Source organism: Curtanaerobium respiraculi, assembly GCF_024609215.1.
Classification (GTDB): Bacteria; Actinomycetota; Coriobacteriia; order Coriobacteriales; family Eggerthellaceae; genus Curtanaerobium; species Curtanaerobium respiraculi.
This window is the reverse complement of sequence record NZ_JANIPD030000042.1, coordinates 25,202-46,084: the sequence shown is the minus strand read 5'-3', so window position 1 is coordinate 46,084 and position 20,883 is coordinate 25,202. Positions and strand designations below refer to the sequence as shown.

The window sequence follows — 20,883 nt, the reverse complement described above, 5'->3', positions numbered from 1 at the left end:
CGTTTACGCAGTGCAAATAATCGCTAGCAATACGTAGTTCCAGCTATTTAACCGCTTTGGATTGGTTGTACGCGAGAATCTTCTTAGCGGCATACTTGATCTCCTCGAGATGGTCGTTAACTGGCAATGTGTTGATGCGGATGCCCACGGCATCGTGAATGGCGTTGCAGACAGCAGGGGCCGGTGTGAGTACTGCAACCTCTGCGATACCTTTTGATCCGAAAGGCCCAGTCTGGTCCGTCGCCTCGGTAAAGTGCACTTCGAGGTTCGGCGGATAGTTGTCGAAGCGGGGTATCTTTACCTTGCCCAGGCTGTTCGTGACATTGATGCCATTTTCGACTTTGAAGTTCTCCGTCATCGCGTAGCCTGTTCCCATAATGAGCGCGCCTTCAATTTGCTGCTTAGCTGCATCGGGATTGATGATGCGCCCGCCATCGACGACGGCACCCATGTAAGGAATCGTGACCTTGCCCGTCTCCGGATTGATTTCAACCACAGCAATGGTGGTATTGTACGAAACAGTCTGATGTGGGTTATACTCAGAAGTTGGGATATGATTGTCCTCGTTCGTGTTTTCGGCAACGGGATTGCTCTTGGGCAACTCGAAATCGACCGTAACCGAGAGGGGGTCTTTCAGCTTACTCGCAAGCTCTACCAAAGTCAGAAGCTTATCACCCGTCTCTGTGGAGACGAACGTGCTGTTCTCCAACTTCATGGCATCTTGCTCGATGTTCAACAGCGACGCTGCAGCTTCCACCAGGTCCTCGCGGAATTGCTCGGCAGCTTTTATGGTTGGATGACCCCACAGATACACGCCGCGAGATGCCATGACTCCTCCACCGTACGGCACTTTCTGCGTATCGCCAGCACAAATATCGAAGTCGTCCCAGCTTATACCCGTTATTTCTGCTGCCATCTGAGCCAAAGAAGTATGCGAACCTTGTCCCATCTCGGTGCACGCAATGCCAAAAAACACGCGACCGTCGGGTTTGAGCGTGAAGGTTGCACCTGCAACTTCTGCTGGACCCAATCCACCTGCAACGCTTCGCCAACCGCTGGCGATGCCCAACCCTACGATTTTTCCTTCTGCGCGCATTGCTGTAAGCTTCGGATTGAGCTTTTCGATGAGGCGATGGGCTCCCTTGATCGTATTCTTGTAGTCAATGCCCTGCGTGTTGGGATATTGGCCTGTCGTCATGGGCAGATTGCGATCGAGTGCGTTCACGCGGCGCAACTCCAACGGATCCATGTTCAGTTCTTCAGCGAGTTTATCAATCGCCGATTCTGCGCCAAAATGACTCTGGATGGCACCGAACCCGCGCATAGCGCCAGCGATCATATTGTTCGTATAGACACCCTGGAGATGGAGATTTAAGTTCGGAACATAATACGGACCTGTACAGTAGCTGAGCCCCTGCTCGAGAACACGCGGACTCCAGCTTGCGTACGCTCCAGCATCGGAGGTGATCTCCACGGTCATCGCTTTTATTTTGCCCGTTTCGTCCGCACCAATTTTGTATGTCATGTTGTAACCATGCCGCTTGGGATGAGTGCGCAGAGAATCCCTACGGGAAAGAACCATGCTCGCGGGTCTGCCCGTCTTAAGCGTTGCAATGGCACAGGGTGCATGCGTGGTCAGCTCCGTCTTGCCGCCAAATGCGCCGCCTGCGGGCATATGAATGATACGCACATCGTCCACGTCCATTCCGAGGATTGCCGCGAGCTGGTCGCGATCGGCAAATGGGCTCTGGTTCGGTGCATACACCGTGATCTTGCCATCCTCATCAATCGTGGAGATGGCACCATCCGTTTCTATCCACGCATGCTCCTGCCGCTGGGTAACGTACGACTCCTCGACAATGGCAGCACAATTCGCAAACTCCCCGTCAACATTTCCACGGTGCAATTTCACGTCTTTGCAGATGTTACCCCTCTCACCGCTGATAAATGCCATGGGATGCGGGGGATTGTCGATGTCGGGAATCAGCACAGCATCCGGCGCCAATGCTTCTTCGATACTGCCGATAACAGGCAGTTCATCGTATTCGACTTCAACTTTCTTTACGCCCTCTTCGGCAGCTTTATTCGATTCGGCGAACACAACCGCTACGGTATCGCCAATATATTTCACACGTTTATCGCAAAACACCGGCTGGTCAGGGCAAAGCACTCCGAAGCGGTTCTTCCCCGGAACATCCTTCGCTGTCAGAACCAGCACGACGCCGGGAACATCGTACGCGGGTTTCGTATTAATAGACAGAATCTTCGCATGTGGGTATTCCGCATAGACGGCTTTTCCATACAGCATGTTGTCGAATTGCATGTCAGCATAGAATCTCGTACGGCCCGTCACCTTGTCGGGAAGATCGCGACGAGGAATGGATTTGCCGATGAAGCTCTCCTTACTCGTCGAAAGATCAAACGGATGATACACCGGCGCTTCATCCCCGCGCATGACTGCAGCTGCCTTCTGCACCGCCATGACGACACGCGGATACGTACCACAGCGGCACAAGTTCAGCCGCAGAGCCTTTCGAATCTCATCCTCGGTTGGATCGGGTTTTTCATTGAGTAAGCCCTTCGCCGCCATTAGGATACCAGGCGTACAGAACCCGCATTGCACTGCATTATACTCGATAAAGGCATCTTGTAGCGGGTCGAGCGTACCGTCTGCAGCTTCAAGCCCTTCAACAGTGACGACGTTCTTGCCGTCCATGTCCTTCATGAATGTAGCGCATGATTTTTTTGCCTTCCCATCGATAAGAACGGTACAGGCGTTGCAGACTCTCTCTTCGCATCCGCGCTTTGTTCCCGTCAGATGCAAGTCGTTACGCAGATAATCGAGCAAGCTGAGTTTCTCATCCTCTGCTGGTTCATAACTGTACGATTCTCCATTGACCGTAAACATTACCATTATTCGATCCTTCCACTCAGCAAACGGATTGATTGCGCCTTCATGAACGGGTGTACTTGCTTTGGAGTCCAGATGTGCCCGTTGCCGATACCTTTTAGATTTATTTGTTCACGTCGGAGAACTGCTCTTCCCCATCAGATGTCAGAGTCAACTTTTTTCCATCAACTTCTTGATAACGGTGCCATCAGAAACCATGACGCCTAAGAGAATAAGCACCGTACCGCCAATCATGATGCCAGTAATGACGTCACCCAAGATAAAAGCCGACCCGATCATAGTGGCGATCGGCGTAATGTAAGTAAATTGGCTCGCCCAGACTGAACCTTTCTTGCGAGCGACAAGTCCCCAACCCACATGGCAGAATGTCTGCGCAACCAAGGCAAGGAACAACAAGTTGAGAACGGCTTCGGGATTAAAGAATGCGTTTGTATCGATAGGAACGCCCTGAATCAGCATGACGGGAATAACGGTGATAACGCCATAGCCCATAACGCGACGTGTAATGTAGTTCTGCGAGTAATCGCACTCGTTCTTCAGTAGACGCAGGATGTTTGTGTAAATGCCCCAGGAGGCTGCACTTCCTATTGCAAGCAAGCAACCAAAGAGCTGGGCATCGAATTCGAAATGTCCGCCTGTCGACACGATTGAGGCGCCCACCGTTGCAACCAAGAATCCGAAGATGACACGACCGGAAATCTTCGAGCCACGCATAAACAGAGGCACAAACAACGCAGTAAATATCGGCGACAGAGAAGACAAAACCGAAACGTTCGACGTCGCCGTGTACAGAAGCGCGGTATTGCTCAAACATACGTACAACGTGGTTCCGCACAAGCCTGCGGCCAACAACAACAATTCGATCTTGAGTTTCGTATGCCGGTGAAAATGCGGATATACAATCCACATCGAGAGATATGCGATACAACACCGTAAGAACAATATTTGCGCTGGGGTGAAATACCTCAGCGTTACAGTGAACGAGACGAACGTAAGACCCCACAACGAACAAACGACTGCGGCTAAAATTCCGATGCCAAGAGACCCCGATTTACTTCCGGTTCGTTTTTCCACTTCAAACCCCTCTCATCTGCTCTGCCGAGATGAATACCAAGGACTCATTTACCGTTAAGTCACACTTTGGATCACAGAGAAATAGCTGGAGGCGTGAATAGCTGGCTTCATCGTGAATCATTGGGAATTCAATTGAATTCCAGCAGGTTAAGATGAAAAAGGAATGCAACAACGAAGAGGCGGCAAAGCCTACGGTAAAGCCTATCGCATTGATTGCAGCTGGACTCGCAAAGTACGCCTATCGCGTGGGCCTGCGGGTTGGTATCGTCTGCCATGGAGGTCTCATCTCCTTCTTTAGTTCTAGGCAAACCAAGGAATAAGGGATCTTCTTTCGTTTTCCTCCGATTTCTCGGATGGCCCTACGGGCCACACTCCAAATCGGAAGACTTCGTCATACTCCCAAAATCGTTATGTTAGGATCGCGGCGATCAAGCGTTGATTCTTATACAGAGTTCCGTAAGAAACCGCTTAGGGCGCTTCCTTCAGCATACAGAAGAAGGGTAGTCGGGTCGTCGAGTGCTTCGATGCTGAAGGCCGGTCATGCTTTTGCGGTTGCGGGCGATTCCCGTACAATGCTCTCAAGGCATTCCAGTATATAAGGAGCAGCAAGTGGCGGAATTCATCTACCAGATGCACAAGGCACGCAAGGCGCACGGCGACAAGGTGATCTTGGATGATGTGACGATGGCGTTCTATCCCGGCGCGAAGATCGGCGTGGTGGGCCCCAACGGCATGGGCAAGAGTACGCTGCTTGCGATCATGGCCGGGCTGGAGGACGTGAGCGCTGGCGAGGCGCGGCTGACCCCGGGGTACAGCGTGGGTATATTGAGGCAGGAGCCCGAACTTGACGGGACCAAGAACGTGCGCGAGAACATCGAGATGGCGTTCGGCGACGTGCTGGCGAAGATCGCGCGTTTCAACGAGGTGTCGGCGGAGATGGCAGACCCGGAGGCGGATTTCGATGCGCTCATGGACGAGATGGGCAAGCTGCAAGATGCGATCGATGCTGCGGGCGGCTGGGATCTGGACAGCCAGCTTTCGCAGGCGATGGATGCGCTGCAGTGTCCCGACCCCGACGCTCCCATCGATATCCTTTCCGGCGGCGAGCGCAGGCGCGTTGCCTTGTGCCGCCTGCTTCTAGAGGCGCCCGATCTGCTGCTCCTGGACGAGCCAACCAACCACTTAGATGCGGAGAGCGTGCTATGGCTAGAGCAGTTCCTGAAGAACTACGAGGGGGCCGTGCTGGCGGTGACGCACGACCGCTATTTCCTGGACAACGTCGCGGAATGGATCTGCGAGGTCGACCGCGGCACGCTCTATCCGTACAAGGGAAACTATTCCACCTACCTGGAGACCAAGGCAGCGCGCCTGGAGCTGCAGGGCAAGCAGGATGCCAAGCGCGCGAAGAAGTTGAAGTCGGAGCTGGAGTGGGTGCGCAGCAGCCCGAAGGCGCGCCAGGCGAAGAGCCGTGCCCGCCTGGAGCGCTACGAGCAGATGGCGGCCGAGGCGGCGCACGCGAAAGTCGACTTCGCCGAAATCCATATCCCGGTCGGGCCGCGTTTGGGGTCGAAGGTCATCGAGGCGGAGCATTTGCATAAGTCGTTTGGGGATCGCGTGCTGATCGACGACCTCTCGTTCAGCCTGCCGCGCAACGGCATCGTCGGCGTGATCGGCCCCAATGGCGTCGGCAAGAGCACGCTGTTCAAGATGATCGTGGGCGCCGAGGGCGTGACCGGCGGATCGCTTGAGATCGGACCGTCGGTGAAGATCAGCTACGTCGACCAGGGGCGCGCGGGGCTCGACTCGAAGAAGAGCGTGTGGGAGGTCGTGAGCGGCGGGCTCGACTACCTCAAGGTGGGGGAGGAGGAGCTTCCCAGCCGCGCGTGGGTGGCGGCGTTCGGCTTCAAGGGGAGCGACCAGCAGAAACCCTCCGGGGTGCTTTCCGGCGGCGAGCGCAACCGGCTGAACCTGGCGCTCACGCTGAAGCAGGGGGGCAACCTGCTGCTGCTGGACGAGCCCACGAACGATCTGGACACCGAGACGCTCGAAAGCTTGGAGGAGGCGCTTTTGGCGTTTCCGGGGTGCGCGGTTGCCACGAGCCACGACCGCTGGTTCCTCGACCGCGTGGCGACGCACATCCTCGCCTGGGAGGGCACGGATGAGGACGCCGGCGCCTGGTGCTGGTTCGAGGGCAACTTTGCCGACTACCAGGGGAACCGCGAGCAGCGCCTGGGACCCGATGCGGGCAAGCCGCACCGCCTGCACCGCAAGCTCACCCGCGATTCCACGATGAGGTAGCGCGGCTCCGCCGTGTGAAGGCCGGAACGTTGCAGCGGGTTGGCATGTGCGTATATGCGCCCCGGCGCGGCGAATGGCTGATGCTGGGAAGGGGGCCTCTTCCATGGCACGATGGTAGCGGACCCACTTTCGACAGGCTTTGCTACTTTGGCAGATCCCTCGTTCCCATCGATGAGTTCGAGTTCGCAGAGCGGGATGAGCCTGCGCCGATGGAATGCACGGTGCTGCCACGTGATGGCGGCTGCGCGCCTCAGCGGTATTCGATTGCGATAACGTCTCCGGCGTGCGGGGTTCGCCCGACGTCGTCGGTCGGTACCAGGGTGTAGGCGTTTGCCGCCGCTGCCTCCTTGCTCCCGGGGCGCCCGGGCAGAGGGGTGGCGTGCAGCATGCCGTCCGCTCCTGCCTCGACCTTCATCATGCGGATGGCGAAGAACCCCTTGGGCCTCGCTTTGGACGGCCGCTGCTCGCCGGCCGCCTTCGCCTTGCCGGCAGCACCAGGGGATTTTTTCGCGGGCAAATCGTCGGTCAGGATTGCGGGGGTCTTGGACAGAATCGGGTCCAGCCCCAGGTAGGCGCGCATGAGCGGTCGCAGATAGAAATCAAGCGTGGGGCTCGCCCCGCCCGAGGGCCCGCTGATCCCCACGACCACCGTGCCGTCGACCACGGCGAAGCTGCTGTGGTGGCCGGGGCCGTGGTTGGTTTCGTGGCAGATCACCTCGCCCAGTTCCTCGAGCACCTCGCACGTCCAGTCGTCGCTGCCCTTGGACGATCCTGCGTTGACGACCACGATGTCGGAGATCCGCGCCGCGCGCTCGATCGCCGCGCGGATTTTGGAACGTACGTCGGGTACGATGTCGAACGGCACGTACACGCCGCCCCATTGCTCCACTTTGCCGCGCACGAGGAGGCTGTTGGTCTCGAAGTTCTTGCCCGTTTCGGCGAACTTGCCACTTGCGGGTTCGAGCGCGGGGGCGCCGGCGGGCACGAGCTCGTTGCCGGTGGGGATGAACGCCACGCGGGGCTTGCGCGCCACGGCGGCGGTCGCATGGTTGCCGGAGGCGATATGTGCGGCGACGTCGGGCGTGATCACGGTTCCAGCGTGTTCCAGCAGGTCGCCGACTTGCAGCCTGCTCCCCGCAGGATGCGTGCCGGCTCCTCGGGCGCTCGGGGCGGCATCGATGGCCACATGCTGCTCGTCCTCGCTTACCCGCACGTGCTCGACCACGATCGCGGTATCGAAGCCAGCGGGCATGGCGACGCCGGTGTTCGCGAATTCCCAGTCGACTCCCCTCACCCAGCTGCTCGTGTCGGGCATGCCGTTCTCGAAATCTGCCCAATGCACGGCGATCGAGTCCATGTTGCAGGTGAGCGCGCTAGGGACGGGGGATAGCGCAACCACATCTTCGGCGAGCACACGCCCGAAGCTTTCGGCGAGCGGCACCAGATCGATGGGCGGACGCCGATCCTCCGCCGTGAAACCGCTTGCTTCGAGCGACTTTCGCACCGCTTCCTCGCGCGTGAGTTCGATGTGTCCGGAATGGTCTCGCATGTGGAATCTTCCTCTCGGGTCGGGTTTTCCGCCTATTATATCCAATAGAAGATAAATTAGAGAAACTCCGAGAACATGATCACGAACGGAGTCGGATCGCCTCTGTTCAGTTTGCGCTCGCATGTCGAGAAACCTGTGTAGTACTCGCGGATCTTGTTCTTGATCGAATATGAAAGCCTGAAGCCGACGAGCGGATCGTAAGCGTTCGCCAGCGCGTAGCTGCTCACGAATCTGCTCGTTCTACAATGCCACGGCGGCACATTCCGATTTGCGGCGGCGTAATTTCTTCACTTATTGGTACCGCTTTGCGAGTCCCTATACAGATGCGGTCGAGCGCGGGGCTGGCGATGCGGTGGCGGCATCCGCATGCGAGGCCGGGGCGCTCGAAACCTACGCTGGTGAGCAGTTCGAGGCCATCTGCATGCAGTGGGTGTTCAAAGAGAACGCCCATGGGCGCTTGGGATTCCTGGCCACCAAATTCGGGAAGTGGTGGGGAGGAGATCCGCTGCTCCATGAACAAGTCGACATCGATGTGCTCGCGATGGGGGCGCATGGCCACGACATGTTGATAGGAGAATGCAAGTGGCGCGACAGCTTTGACGAGACCGAGGCGATCGCCACCCTCGAGCATCGGGCGGATATTGTCGCGCAGGATGCGAAAAGGCACTACCTCCTGTTCACGAAAAGGCCTGTTTCGAGCGGAACCAGGGAAAAGCTCGCCAAACGCGGTGATTTCGCTGTAGTTACCTCGGCAGATTTCTTGTCCGCTCGAGAGGATGCACGCGGGTTGTGATGTCATCTTGTGTATGTTTATAGAAGGCCCCAAGCCTTGAAATCTCGGCTTGGATCTGCTTTGCCTATTGGCAAAGGCCTGCTCATATTCAGCAAAAAGGCCAGCGACAAGCCGCTGACCTGGTATTATTGGTGGAGCATAGGGGGATCGAACCCCTGACCTCATGACTGCCAGTCATGCGCTCTCCCAGCTGAGCTAATGCCCCAAAAGCACGACGGATATAGTAGCAAACCCCCTGCGGCGGTCAAGCCCGCAGACTGGTTTCTCCATAAGTTATCGAGCGGGTCGGCGCAGTGCCGATGCCCGCCAAGCGCTAGAATGGAATCCGCTGAGTTCGACGGCCGGCAGCCAGATTGCACGGCGCTGTCGATCACGCCATCGGAACGGAATTCGGTCGGATTCGCCGAACGGCATCGATCGAGGCAGGGGAGGGGGGGAAAGACCACGCAAGCGTTCGATTTGGCCTTAGGCGCGGTTGCCCCGCTCTTTTTCCTCATGGTGCTGGGCTATTGTCTGCGGGTGGCGCATATCTGCTCCATCGAGGTCTTCAACGGAATTAACAAGCTGGTTTTCAAGGTGTTTCTGCCGACCATGCTGTTCTGGTCCGTCTACACGTCGGATTTCGAGGCATCCTTCCAACCTAGGCTTCTCCTGCTGGCCGTCGCCCTGGTCACCGCATCCTGGGGCGTCGTATCCCTGATCCTGTGGAAGGCCGTGCCCGATCCCGCCCGCCGCGGGGTCATGATCCAGGGCATGTGCCGCGCGAATTACGTCATCTTCGGCATCCCCATCGCCACCGCCCTGTTCGGAGCGGAAAGCATCGGCGTCACGGCGGTGCTGATCGCCGTGATCGTGCCGTTGTTCAACGGATATTCGGTGGCGGTCCTGGAGGTGAATGGAGGCGGCTCGGTCAATATGCGCGGGCTGATCCTCGCCATCTTCACCAATCCCCTGATCGATGCCACGATACTGGCGCTCTTTGCGGTCTTTTCCGGGGTGCGCCTGCCCGGCGTCGCCGAGGTGGCGATCAAGGACGTGGGCGGCATTGCCACGCCGCTCGCGCTCATCGTTATCGGCGGCACATTCAGATTCTCCCGCGTGGGGAAGAATGCCCATGCCCTTTTCGCCACGGTGTTGGTCAGGCTCGTGGCGATGCCAGCCGCCTTCATAGGCATCGGGGTAATCACCGGATATCATGGCGTCGAGCTTGGGGCTCTGCTCGCCATGAGCGCCAGCCCTACGGCGGTGAGCAGCTACCCCATGGCGCGTGAGATGGGTTGCGATGACGAGCTTGCGGGCCAGATGGTGGTTGTCAGCACCTCGCTCTCCGTGGTGACCATGTTCCTGTGGATATTCGGCTTGAACCTTGCCGGCCTGCTGTAGGGGAGCGCATGACCCTTCCGGCGGACGGCGTCTTTTCGCCCGGTCGTGCCGACTGCCAAGGGGGTTTCGGGCTTCGCGTCCGCTATACTAGCGACATCATCTCTTCGAAAGGACGGCATCATGCAGGATTTCGAGTTCTTCTCTCCCACCCATTTCGTTTTCGGCCGCAACGCGGAGCAGAAGGCGGGCACCATGCTCGCCGAGCGCGGCGCTTCCAAGGTGCTGGTGCATTTCGGCGGGAACAGCGCGCGTGCGAACGGCACGTTGGACAGCGTGGAGGAATCCTTGAAGGAGGCCGGCGTTGATTTCATCGAGCTTGGCGGCGTGCGGCCCAACCCCGAGATCGGGCTCGTGCGCGAGGCCGTCGATCTGTGCAAGAAGGAGGGGGTCGACTGGGTCTTGGCTGTCGGCGGCGGATCCGTCATCGACAGTGCGAAGGCGGTGGCGTTGGGCGTCCGCTACGGCGGCGACGTGTGGGACTTCTTCGGCACCGGGAAGGACCCCGAGTCCGTTCTGCCGATCGCGGTAGTGCTGACCATCCCCGCCGCCGGAAGCGAGGGAAGCCCCAATACGGTGATCAGCAACGATGAGCTCGGCCGCAAGACCGGCTACGGCAGACCGATGCTGCGCCCGCAGCTCGCCTTCATGAATCCCGAGCTCACGTTCACGCTGCCGCCGTACCAGAGCGCCGCCGGCATGGTGGACATGTTCGCGCATCTGCTTGAGCGCTTCTTCGATGATCTGGGCGCGGTCCCCGTGACGGACAACCTGTGCCTTTCGCTGATGAAGACCATCCGCGCCGAAGCGCCGCGCGTTATGGCAGAGCCGGACAATTACGATGCCCGGGCCAACATCATGTGGGCGGGCATGCTGTGCCACAATGGGGTCGCCGGCGTCGGCCGCCATACCGATTGGGCGACCCATGGGCTCGAGCACGAGCTTTCTGCGCTGAATCCCCAGATCACCCATGGTGCGGGGCTTGCTGTGATGTTCCCCGCGTGGATGGAGTACGTCTATCCCGAGAACCCGGCGCGCCTCATCCAGTACGGAGCGGAGGTGTTCGGACTGACCCCCACGGGCGATACGGATGCCGACGTGTACAACGCCATCGACGAGACGCGGTCGTTCTTCGCGAGCTTGGGCATGCCGACGTCGCTCGAGGAGCTGGGCGTGTTCGAGGATGATATCGAGAGCATGATCCCCACGCTGCTGGAGAACAAGGGCGAGCCGTTCGGCAGCTTCATGAAACTTTCGATGGACGACGCGCGGGAAATCTACCGCCTTGCCCTCTAACTCGTAAGAACAGAGCGATTTTTTGAGCGCTTTTCGAACTTAGGAGCCGAAATCCTTCGTTTGCGGCGCTCGGCAATGGCTTTCGGGCGTGTTCTTCCGCGCGCTTATCGACGTTTTCCCAGGTCGTGAAATATCGAGAGTTCGAAAACGAAACGCGAGCGCGGGCAAATGGCTCCCAAGTTCGAAAAGCGCTCAGTTTTTCGAGCTTTTTCTCCGAGTTGGGGTGGGGATGTGCCGAAGAGCGAATCGATTGCTTGTTCAGGTGCCGTTGCGGGAGTTTTCGGTTCCAAGCGTTCCACGTGCGCTGCAGTTGCATCGGTTGTGCAGCTGTGATCGCTTGGGGGATTCGAAGCATCCGAAATCCGATCGGACGCTAATCCCAGGGGTTGCGCTCGAACAGGGGCTCGTGCCAAGGTCGGTCGCGCGGATCGGCTGCATGCGCTTTGCGGTTGGTTTTCGCGGCGGAGGTGCTGGACTGCTTGCGTTGTCGAGATGTGGGGCGCGCTGCTCCTCCTGCTCTCCTTGCGAATCCGTCTCGTTTTTGCCCGGTTTCAATATCGCAGCGACGTTGCCGGGATCATTCAGGCGTTGCAGGCTCCCTTTTGCTTCGTTCGGGCGAGGGGAAGGGACGCCCTCGGGCGTCCCTTCCCCGTCTGGACGGATATCGTCCGTAGCCGTCATGCGCGCGCGGGCACGGCGGCGAGGGCGTCGATCACGGGGTCGAGGGCGCCCTCCACGTCGTATTCCTCAACCTTGCCGGCATCGCAGAGCTTCGCGAAGTCCGGGTCGATGGGGAGCGTGGCGTACACGGGGATATCGTAGCGCTTGGCCACCTCGGCGCCTTGCGGCATGCCGAAGATGTAGTGCTTCTCGCCGCAGTTCGGGCAGGTGAAGTACGCCATGTTCTCGACCAACGCGAGCACGGGCACCTTCATCTCGTTTGCCAGATGCACCGCTTTGCCGACGATCATGGCGACGAGCTCCTGCGGGGCGCTCACGGTGACGATGCCGTCCAAGGGCAGGCTCTGGAACACGGTCAGCGCGACGTCGCTCGTTCCCGGGGGCATGTCCACGAACAGGTAGTCCAGCTCGCCCCAGTTGGTCTCGTTGAAGAATTGCTTGACGGCGTTCGATACCACCGGACCGCGCCAAGCGACGGGCATGTCGTCGGCGGGGAGCATCAGGTTGGTGCTGATGATCTTTATGCCGCTCTGTGCTTGGGCGGGGAAGATGCCGTCGGCATCGGCGGTCAGCGGGTTGGTGATGCCGAACGTCCGGGGGATGCTGGGGCCGGTCACGTCGGCGTCCAGGATGCCGACCTTCTTGCCGCGCTTTCGCGCTTCGGTGGCAAGCAGGCTGGTGACCAGGCTTTTGCCGACGCCGCCCTTGCCGGATACAATGCCGATGACGTGGTGGATCCTCGAATTCTTGTTGGGCTCCAGGATCGCGGGTCCCTTGTGCCCGTTGAGAAGCCGCTTCTCAGCTTCCGTCAATTCTGGTTGATCAGCCATGTCGTACCTTCTCTCTTGACTAACGAAAGTTGTTTCACGCGAGCATCCTATCACAAGGAGCCTGCCGGCGACCGGTTGTCCGCATGCGCGCTCGGAACAGGGCCTCACCGGGCCTGGAAGGGCGTGCGCCCGCTCCCATCGAACGCGAGCTGCCGATAGGGGCCGCCACATGCCGCATGCCTTCGCTTCGGGCTCCGACCCTAGTTCGAGCATCCCTGCAGGCCAAAATGTGGAGGAATTTTGCAAGCGTTGCGCTAAACTGGAGCAACGTAGCAGTTTCCTTCGCGAAAGTCAGGTGGTTCTTATGGCAGCTCCCGCTACCGAGCATGTACGAAACATCGTCCTGGTGGGCCAAGACGGCGCCGGCAAAACGTCTCTCGGCGAGGCCATGCTTCACATTTCGGGGAAGACGCCTCGCATGGGCACGACGCACGACGGCAAGTCCTATCTCGACTACGACCCCGAGGAAATCAAGCGGAAGTTCACCCTGGGCACCAGCATCGCGCCCATCCCGTATAAGAACTACAAGATCAACTTGCTGGACACCAGCGGCCAGCCCGACTTCATCGGCGATACCCTGGCGACCATGCAAGCAGCCGAAATGGCCATGTTCGTCATCGACGCCGTGGCCGGCCCGCAGGTCATGACCACCCGCCTGTGGCGCGAGGCGCAGAAGATGCGCATTTCGCGGAGCATCTTCATCAACCATATCGACCGGGAAGACGCGAATTTCGAAATGGCGATGGCTCATCTGCATGCGCGCTTCGGAAGCCGCCTGGGCGCCGTCACCGTGCCCATCGGGGAGGAGGAGAACTTCAAGGGTGTCATCGACATCCTGCGCATGAAGGCCCGCTATTTCGTGGAGGGCGACGAGCGCATCGAGGATATCCCCGAGGAATACGCCGCCCAGGCGAAAGCCGCCCGCGACAAGCTCTGCGATCTGGTCGCCGAGGCCGACGACGAGCTGATGATGAAGTATCTGGAAGGCGAAGAGCAGCTGACGCAGGAAGAGCTGGAGCGCCTGCTAGACAAAGCGATCGCGCAGGGCATCTTCATCCCCGTGTTCGTGGGTTCCACCATCATCGAGCAGGGCATCCAGGGACTGATGGAAGATATCTGCACGTATTTCCCGCACCCGCGCGCGCACGGTCCGATCATGCTCGCCGACGGCGGCGAGACGTTCGTAAACGAGCATGGCGAGCCGGCGGCGTTCATATTCAAGACCATGGCCGACCCGTACGTGGGGCGCTTGAGCTTCCTGAAGGTCTTCAGCGGCAGGCTCGAGCCGGGCGTCGAGCTCACCAATGCGCGCACGAACAAGCGCGAGCGCCTGTCGCACCTCTATATCATGATGGGCAAGACCACCGAGGACGTGAAGAGCGCGAAGGCCGGCGACATCATCATCGTACCGAAGCTGGAATCCCATACGGGCGACACGCTCAGCTCGTCGGGCGAGATGCGCGTCGAGCCGATGGAGATGCCCGAGCCGCTGTATCCGGTGGCGATCGAGGCCGATAACCGCAACGACGAGGACAAGCTGGGCTCGTTCCTGGCTCGCGCAACGGAAACCGATCCCACGATCAAGATCGAGCGCAACGAGGAAACGCATCAGACCGTCATCCACGCCCTCGGCGAAGCCCAGATCGACACGCTGCTCTCCCGCTGCGAAGCGCAGACCGGCGTGAAGGCCAGGACCGTTCCCGTGCGCATCCCGTACCGCGAGACCATCCGCAAGGCTGCCGAGGCGCAGGGGCGCCACAAGAAGCAGACCGGCGGCAGCGGGCAGTTCGGCGATTGCTGGTTGCGCCTGGAACCCAATCCTGGCGGCGGGTACGAATTCCTCGATGAGATCGTGGGCGGCCGCATCCCGCGCAACTACATCCCGGCGGTTGACAAGGGGGTGCAGGAGGCCATGGAAGAGGGTTTCCTCGCAGGGTATCCGATGCAGGACATCAAGTGCGCGGTGTTCGACGGCAGCTACCACCCGGTCGATTCCAACGACATGGCGTTCAAGACCGCGGCGCGCATCGGATTCCGCGCGGCATGCGAGAAGGCGAAACCCGTCCTGCTCGAACCCATGGCGAACATGCGCATCAAGGTGAGCGAGGAGTACGCCGGCCCGGTGATGGGCGATATCAGCACGCGCCGCGGGCGCATCGTGGGAACCGACAGCGCCGACGACGGCGACACCATCATTCTGGTGCGCGCGCCTTACGCCGAGGTCATCACCTATACGAAAGATCTACGCAGCATCACGCGCGGCACCGGCAGCTACGCGCTCGAGCTGGAAGGATACGAGCAGGCGCCGGCGGATGTGACGGAGAAGCTGGTCGAAGCGTACAAGGCCGCTCGCGAAGAAGGCCGATGAACCGCTTCTGGGAGTGCTCCGGTACTCGGATCGTAATTCCTCGGCTGCGTTCCGTTTCGGTGGTGCGAAGGACGAAGGGGACCGCGCCGATGAAGAGGTGAACCTCGATAGCCGGACCGGGAATACAAGTTCCCGGTCCGGCTTTTTACGGGATGCCCTCGGCGAAGATGCGTCGAGCGAGGGCGGCCGGAGGTCTCCGCATGAAGCAGCAGGCCTTCTTTCGAGCGTTGCAGGCCAGAACCCGGTATGCCATGCCGGCTGAAGGATAACTGGGAGTATATGGGTATGCCTTGACCTGCGACTGTGATTCAGGGTAGCGTGCGACTCGCAGAGACCCGCCTTCCTGCGGCTCGATTGCCTGCGCGCCCGCTCGCTCCAGGGCTATTCGTCTTCGATGGGCTTGAAGCGGTCCTTCTTGACGCCGCAGTACGGGCAGCGCCAGCTGTCGGGAAGGTCTTCGAACGCCGTGCCGGGCTCGATGTTGCGGACGGAGTCGCCCTGCTCGGGATCGTAAATGTAGCCGCATACTCCGCAGACGTATTTCTTCATGGGGAATTCCTCTCGTCGCTTTGGACCCATGCGATCATTCTACCCGGTTACCGCGGGGAAGGGAACTTGCGCCCCACCTGCAGCGGGGCGGGCAGGGCGTGTCTGCATTTAAATCGGCTAGGGTAACGTGTCTCTTTCCAGCCTGATGCATCTACAACACGTATCTCCCGCGACGCTTGTCCGAGGCCGTGAAACTGATGATGGCGGTTTGATCCGGGTTGGGATCTGTTGTTCGATTCGCCCTGCATGGAGAGCTGTTTACGAAGATGATCCTCAAAGATCTAGGCGGATGTCCAGTTCGTGTTGGGAATGCACGTTTAGTTTACTGTAGATATTCCGAATATGCGTCTTCGACGTAGCGGGCGAGATGGTAAGAGCCTCAGCGATTTCGTCCTTGCTCTTCCCTTCGGCTAGTTGCTTGAGAACTTCCAGTTCCCGGTTGGTGAGGCTGCATTCTTCGGCCAATTCGTTGCAACGTCGTCGCATACGTTCCTTCGGAGCCTCTGCGGGAATCAAGCTGGAGAATCCCCATGGCCGCTGTCGGGTACGGCTGTTGGGCGAAAAGGTGCATGCGATGAACAATACGCATAAGACCGCAAGCAACAGCAGACGCGAATCGGCTGCGGAGGAGTCCCGAAACATTGATTGCGATACAGCGGATCCTCCAATCATTCCTAGCGCAGCAAAAACTTGGCATATGCCGGGGAATCGCCAGTATGGTTTTCGCACGCGAGCTTGGGTGTCCATGAATATGACCACTGTATAAAGAATTAAAAACACTACCGAAGGAGAGACGATTGAGGCAACAGCGTCTTGTGGTGGGTGCGCCAAAAGCACAATCGCTGCAATGACGATTGCAAACAGCATGCTGAACCCACGCTGTACGGCACCAACCCCCGCTCGTTCTGGTATATAGGCGAACACAGCAAAAAACGCCACCGCGGCTACGAGGAAAATTAAAGATGACTCCAAGGTATCGAAGCGAGCGTAATACCACAGTAGGGTGCTGATCATCGCTCCGAATATGAAATTCGCTACGCAGAATAGACATACCGTGCGGAGGGGTGCCTTGTCGCTTTCCTGGCTCACCGGACCCTCGTTTGCGATTCTCCTGCTTGCAAGCAGGCATCCGATGCTGCTGATTACGGGGCAGATGGTGAGGAAAGCAGCAGGAATAAATTGAGGAGCTCCTGTGCTGAACAGCAATACCGCTCCCTCTGCGATTGCGTACAAGATCAACGCCGAGGACACTGCCGCGCCGATGAGGTTGCTGTCCAAATGGATGAGCACCTCCAGCCAGCTGATGGTGAGGATGCCGTAGAATAGGCCACGGGAGAGAGCGCCGATGTAGAGCCAGGGAATCGGCAACATGCCAAGTCCGACAAGCGAGCCCGAAAGCATGCCGAACGCACCTACCGCAGCAGCGGTGATCGTAGTCGCTCGATTGGTTCCCATCGATCGCTGCCGACATCGTTCTCCTGCGAGCGCCATGAATGCCATTGCGATTCCGTAGGCGAGGAGGTTGAAAAAGCGGGAGAGAAGGATTTGGTCCGGGAGCGATGCCAATGAGGGGAACGCGACCGCCTCTGACGTGCCGAACATCGGCGACCAGATGAGGGAAAGCCCATAGAGGGAGAGAAGGCCCATCTGCTTGTAATCTATCTTGGCAGACAAAGGCCCCTCTTTCCCTGGTTGCTTCTAGCCTCTTTTCCCGGGCTTCTTCAAATCGCAAAAGCTCGGCTTGAAACAATCTATACGCCTACCACTTCGGTGGTAGGCGTATTTTACTACCGAATCAGTATTGAAAGCTGCTGCCGGTGGCTGGTAGAAATTTTCTAGGCGGTCAGCCAGTGGGATGGATTGTTCCGGAAAGGGAGGAAAACTCTCGCATGCAGTTCCCCCGGTGTTGATCAGGCTTCTTCTGCTAATAGGAGGTAAACGTGACTAAATATGATGTTGTTGTCGCAGGTGCCGGACAGAACGGCCTTTCCACTGCGGCGTACCTTGCCAAGGCGGGCATGAAAGTATGCGTGCTGGAAGGCAGGGAGTTTCTGGGCGGAGGCGTCGTTAGCTTCAAAGACGAACTGGGAGTTATTCATGATGCTGCTTCCACCGTGCATACCCTTATCCAGCTGAATCCGCTTATCGCCAACGATGAGTTGGGTCTGATTCGCGACTACGGGCTGGATTACGTGTATCCCGAAGCGTCCACCACGGAAGTTTTCATCGATGACGAAACTGGCGAACAAAAGGCTATCACATTGTACTTCGATATCGACCGCTGCTGTGAGGAGATCGCTACTAAGCTGGGCGATGAGGAAGCCAAGGCATACCGCGAGTTCTATGAGTTCGTTCAATCTATCGGTCCCATGCTGACTCTGGGGATGTTTGCCCCTCCGGTTTCTGGTGAGCAGATGGTGGCGGCGCTTTCCGGGTTTGGCGAAATCGGCCAGCGCCTCATCCACTATCTGGGTATGAGCGCCTACGAAATAGTGTGCGAGGTGTTCAAGAGCGAAGAACTGCGCGAGGTTACCACCCGATTCGTGTCTGAGTCCATGGTGAGTCCGTTCGACCCCGCTACCGGTGGTAGCTTCTTGGCGGTCATGTATATGATGCATGCTCCCACGAAGTACCATATGCCCCACTGCGTGGGCGGATCCCAGAAACTCACCGATGCCCTGGCGGCATTTATTCGCGACCATGGCGGCGAGATTCGGACCAATGCGAAAATCGCCAAGGTCAAGACCGAGGGCAAGGTTGCCAAAGCGTTCGTATTGGAGGATGGCGAGGAAATCGAGGGTAAGAAGCTCATCAGCACGCTGAATATCAAACAGCTGTTCAGCAGCGACGGCATGGTCGATCCTGCACTGATGGGCGAAGAGTTCACCGCCAAGGTCGATAACTTGCGCCCCAGCTACTATGTGGGATTCCTGCAGAACAACACATTGAAGGAAGCTCCGCTGTACAAAGCGCTCGGTGGAAAACCCACCCCGGGCCTGATCACCGAGCAGAGCCACGGCCACGACCACTATGTGAAGGTGTTCGAGGATCTGAAGGCCGGCCATCATAGCCCCTATGACTCCGCAGCCACCTGCAATTCCACCCTCATCGATCCGTCACGTGGTGGTGAAGGCGGTTATCAGACGCTGTATCTGTACAATTACGAGCCGTACGCGCTCGAGGGAGACCCCGAAAACTGGGACAAGATGGGCAAAGAGATCGCAGACAAGAATTTCGAAGCATGGTGCGAGCTGACCACCAATATCAAGCCCGAGGATGCCCTTACCCGCACGATTCACAACCCACTAGATTACGCCCGTTGGGACGATTCCTGGATTGCCGGTGATTTCTGCCACATCTCGCAGGAAGCAGATCAGGGAAGCAGCGATCGTCCGTTCCCGGAGATGGCCCGTTTTGCGACTCCGATTGAAAACCTGTATCTGGGCGGTGCCTCTGCGTGGCCCGGGCCTACCGTATCCGGTGGCGGGCGTGCGGTTGCTCAGGTTCTGTTCGAGGACATGGACATCGATTTCGATGCTGCGATTAACTGGGTAGTGATGAACATGGCAAAGCAGACGCTCGATATCATCAACGCGCAGGGCACCAAGCTCATGACCGCGAAGAAGATATACATCCGCGATGGCAAGGTTGCGATGGATGGAAACATCATGGGCACCATGCCGGGGCAGTTCTACATCACGCCGCTGAACTTGTACACGGCGGTAAAGATGATCGATTTCAATTTTGTCGTAGACGCCGCAAAGCTGCTCTGGGCAGGTCGTAAGGAATTCAAGGCGAAAGAGGCGGAGGAAAAGGCGAGGACCGCATCAGTGAGCGTGCACGCAAATTAACACGCCGATACGCAGATGACATAGAGGGCTTCGATCGGCGATCGGAGCCCTCTTCTATTCGAGGAGCACACGGATATGAAAGCTCTGAGCCCGGAAATTAGAAGCATGATGGAAGCGCTTGTTATCGATGGCGACGAGGGCAAAGCAATGCTTGAGGCGTATCGACTGGCAGTAAAGGGTGCGAAGGAGGATGGCCCCAACAAAGGCTTCTTTGGCGATATTGTCCGAGCATATGGTGCCAATGGGGGCGTGCGCGCAGACGATAGCCTTCCCGTTGAAGTGTCGTCTTTGGTGTACGTCGAGCATCCCGAGGAGGTGTTCGACGAGTCGCGATATTATGTGACCGACCAAGCTCGACGCATCGTCGAGCAAGTTCATTCGATGCGCGCAAGCGCTCCCAAACTCCGTGCACTTGGCCTTTCTGCCCGAAATACCACATTATTCTATGGTCTTCCGGGAACGGGGAAGACCGAACTCGCGCGTTATATCGCGTATAAGGAGGGCTTGCCGCTGGTGTACATGAACATGTCCAATGCTGTAGACAGTTTGATGGGGCGGACGGCGAAGAACATCTCCGAAGTCTTCCGATACTCGCATAAGGGATCATGTGTGCTGATGATTGACGAGCTGGATTGCGTTGCGAACGTCCGTGCCGCCGCAGTGCGCGCTGCCGATGGCGAGCTGAATCGCACTACCATCACGTTCATGCAAGAGATCGATCGACTGCCCTCGGGGGTGGTGTTGCTTGCCGCGACAAACCGCGATGACATGTTGGATCCAGCATTGCTTCGCCGTTTTGTGCAGGTGGAATATATCGAACGTCTCCCCGAGCAGGCTGCCCGTGGCATGATACGGAATTGGGTGCATGGCGTGGAGCAACGAACCGAAGACGGTGTTAAATTCTCCGAAAGGGAAATCGAATCGCTGATGGCGGATTACGAGAGCGATTCTTCCATCACGCAGGCAACCGTGGTGCAGCGCGCTACGTCGCTTTTGGCGCAAAAATTGCGTGAGGTGCCGAAGTTCCGGACGGAACGCGAGAGGAGGCATCTACGGACTTTTCGCGTAATCGATCCCGAGGACAATACGGACGTTACGCGGGACAAAGGGCGCTGGAGGGAATACGTGGAACGTGAGGAATGGGCGCAGCCGCTGCGTTTTTCCACCGAACCAGAGGGTTTCCTGCTCGATGATTCTGGGCGATTACGGTTGGCGAGCCGTAATTCATTTGTCATAGCTCCCCGCGAGCGTTTCGAAATCCTTCTTTCCCGCTATTCGAAAGATTAAGTGGAATGTTCCCTGA

At 58.3% G+C, this 20,883-nt stretch carries 14 protein-coding genes and 1 tRNA gene; 7 read left to right on the top strand and 8 right to left on the bottom strand.

The annotated features are described in order from the left end of the window. Positions 1 to 43: 43 nt before the first annotated feature. A complete protein-coding gene (locus tag NOV21_RS10080) occupies positions 44 to 2,914 on the bottom strand; it encodes a molybdopterin-dependent oxidoreductase (RefSeq protein ID WP_283170922.1) in 2,871 nt (956 codons plus the stop codon). Between the two features lie 147 nt (positions 2,915 to 3,061). Next, positions 3,062 to 3,985 (bottom strand): DMT family transporter, encoded by a 924-nt coding sequence (locus NOV21_RS10075; protein ID WP_283170921.1) that lies wholly within the window; start codon positions 3,983 to 3,985, stop codon positions 3,062 to 3,064. A 609-nt stretch (positions 3,986 to 4,594) separates the two neighbouring features. On the opposite strand from NOV21_RS10075, the gene ettA reads away from it, so the two are divergent. Next, positions 4,595 to 6,283, top strand: a complete 1,689-nt coding sequence (gene ettA / locus NOV21_RS10070) for an energy-dependent translational throttle protein EttA (RefSeq protein WP_283170920.1) — start codon at positions 4,595 to 4,597, stop codon at positions 6,281 to 6,283. A gap of 250 nt (positions 6,284 to 6,533) precedes the next feature. Here the strand turns inward: ettA and NOV21_RS10065 are convergent, their stop codons facing one another. Both NOV21_RS10065 and NOV21_RS10060 read right to left on the bottom strand, forming a co-directional pair. Beyond that, the gene (locus NOV21_RS10065; RefSeq protein ID WP_283170919.1) at positions 6,534 to 7,832 is read right to left on the bottom strand and encodes a molybdopterin-binding protein; all 1,299 of its coding nucleotides are present in this window, start codon (positions 7,830 to 7,832) and stop codon (positions 6,534 to 6,536) included. A gap of 56 nt (positions 7,833 to 7,888) precedes the next feature. Then, positions 7,889 to 8,059 (bottom strand): hypothetical protein, encoded by a 171-nt coding sequence (locus NOV21_RS10060; protein WP_283170918.1) that lies wholly within the window; start codon positions 8,057 to 8,059, stop codon positions 7,889 to 7,891. Positions 8,060 to 8,100: 41 nt separating this feature from the next. Here NOV21_RS10060 and NOV21_RS10055 point away from each other — a divergent pair, with 41 nt between their 5' ends. Then, positions 8,101 to 8,625, top strand: coding sequence for a DUF234 domain-containing protein (locus NOV21_RS10055; RefSeq protein WP_283170917.1), 525 nt, complete (start codon positions 8,101 to 8,103; stop codon positions 8,623 to 8,625). A 129-nt stretch (positions 8,626 to 8,754) separates the two neighbouring features. Here the strand turns inward: NOV21_RS10055 and NOV21_RS10050 are convergent. Continuing rightward, a tRNA-Ala gene (locus NOV21_RS10050) sits at positions 8,755 to 8,830 on the bottom strand. Between the two features lie 113 nt (positions 8,831 to 8,943). Here NOV21_RS10050 and NOV21_RS10045 point away from each other — a divergent pair. Together NOV21_RS10045 and NOV21_RS10040 are read left to right on the top strand one after the other, a co-directional pair. After that, complete coding sequence (locus tag NOV21_RS10045; RefSeq protein WP_283170916.1) at positions 8,944 to 10,008, top strand: AEC family transporter; 1,065 nt, start codon at positions 8,944 to 8,946, stop codon at positions 10,006 to 10,008. Between the two features lie 120 nt (positions 10,009 to 10,128). After that, the gene (locus tag NOV21_RS10040) at positions 10,129 to 11,301 is read left to right on the top strand and encodes an iron-containing alcohol dehydrogenase (protein WP_283170915.1); all 1,173 of its coding nucleotides are present in this window, start codon (positions 10,129 to 10,131) and stop codon (positions 11,299 to 11,301) included. Between the two features lie 677 nt (positions 11,302 to 11,978). Here NOV21_RS10040 and NOV21_RS10035 read toward each other — a convergent pair. Next, a complete protein-coding gene (locus tag NOV21_RS10035) occupies positions 11,979 to 12,812 on the bottom strand; it encodes an Mrp/NBP35 family ATP-binding protein (protein ID WP_283170914.1) in 834 nt (277 codons plus the stop codon). 304 nt (positions 12,813 to 13,116) lie between these two features. Between NOV21_RS10035 and fusA the strand changes: the two genes are divergently transcribed. Beyond that, positions 13,117 to 15,180 (top strand): elongation factor G, encoded by a 2,064-nt coding sequence (fusA, locus tag NOV21_RS10030; RefSeq protein ID WP_283170913.1) that lies wholly within the window; start codon positions 13,117 to 13,119, stop codon positions 15,178 to 15,180. A gap of 381 nt (positions 15,181 to 15,561) precedes the next feature. Here the strand turns inward: fusA and rd are convergent, their stop codons facing one another. Both rd and NOV21_RS10020 read right to left on the bottom strand, forming a co-directional pair. After that, entirely contained in the window at positions 15,562 to 15,729 is a 168-nt protein-coding gene (gene rd / locus NOV21_RS10025; protein WP_283170912.1) for a rubredoxin, read from the bottom strand. A 273-nt stretch (positions 15,730 to 16,002) separates the two neighbouring features. After that, positions 16,003 to 17,403: a response regulator transcription factor gene (locus tag NOV21_RS10020; RefSeq protein WP_283170911.1), complete on the bottom strand. Its 1,401-nt coding sequence runs from the start codon at positions 17,401 to 17,403 to the stop codon at positions 16,003 to 16,005. A gap of 266 nt (positions 17,404 to 17,669) precedes the next feature. Between NOV21_RS10020 and NOV21_RS10015 the strand changes: the two genes are divergently transcribed. Together NOV21_RS10015 and NOV21_RS10010 are read left to right on the top strand one after the other, a co-directional pair. Then, positions 17,670 to 19,580 (top strand): phytoene desaturase family protein, encoded by a 1,911-nt coding sequence (locus NOV21_RS10015; protein ID WP_283170910.1) that lies wholly within the window; start codon positions 17,670 to 17,672, stop codon positions 19,578 to 19,580. Between the two features lie 75 nt (positions 19,581 to 19,655). Continuing rightward, the gene (locus NOV21_RS10010; protein ID WP_283170909.1) at positions 19,656 to 20,867 is read left to right on the top strand and encodes an ATP-binding protein; all 1,212 of its coding nucleotides are present in this window, start codon (positions 19,656 to 19,658) and stop codon (positions 20,865 to 20,867) included. Positions 20,868 to 20,883: the final 16 nt, after the last annotated feature.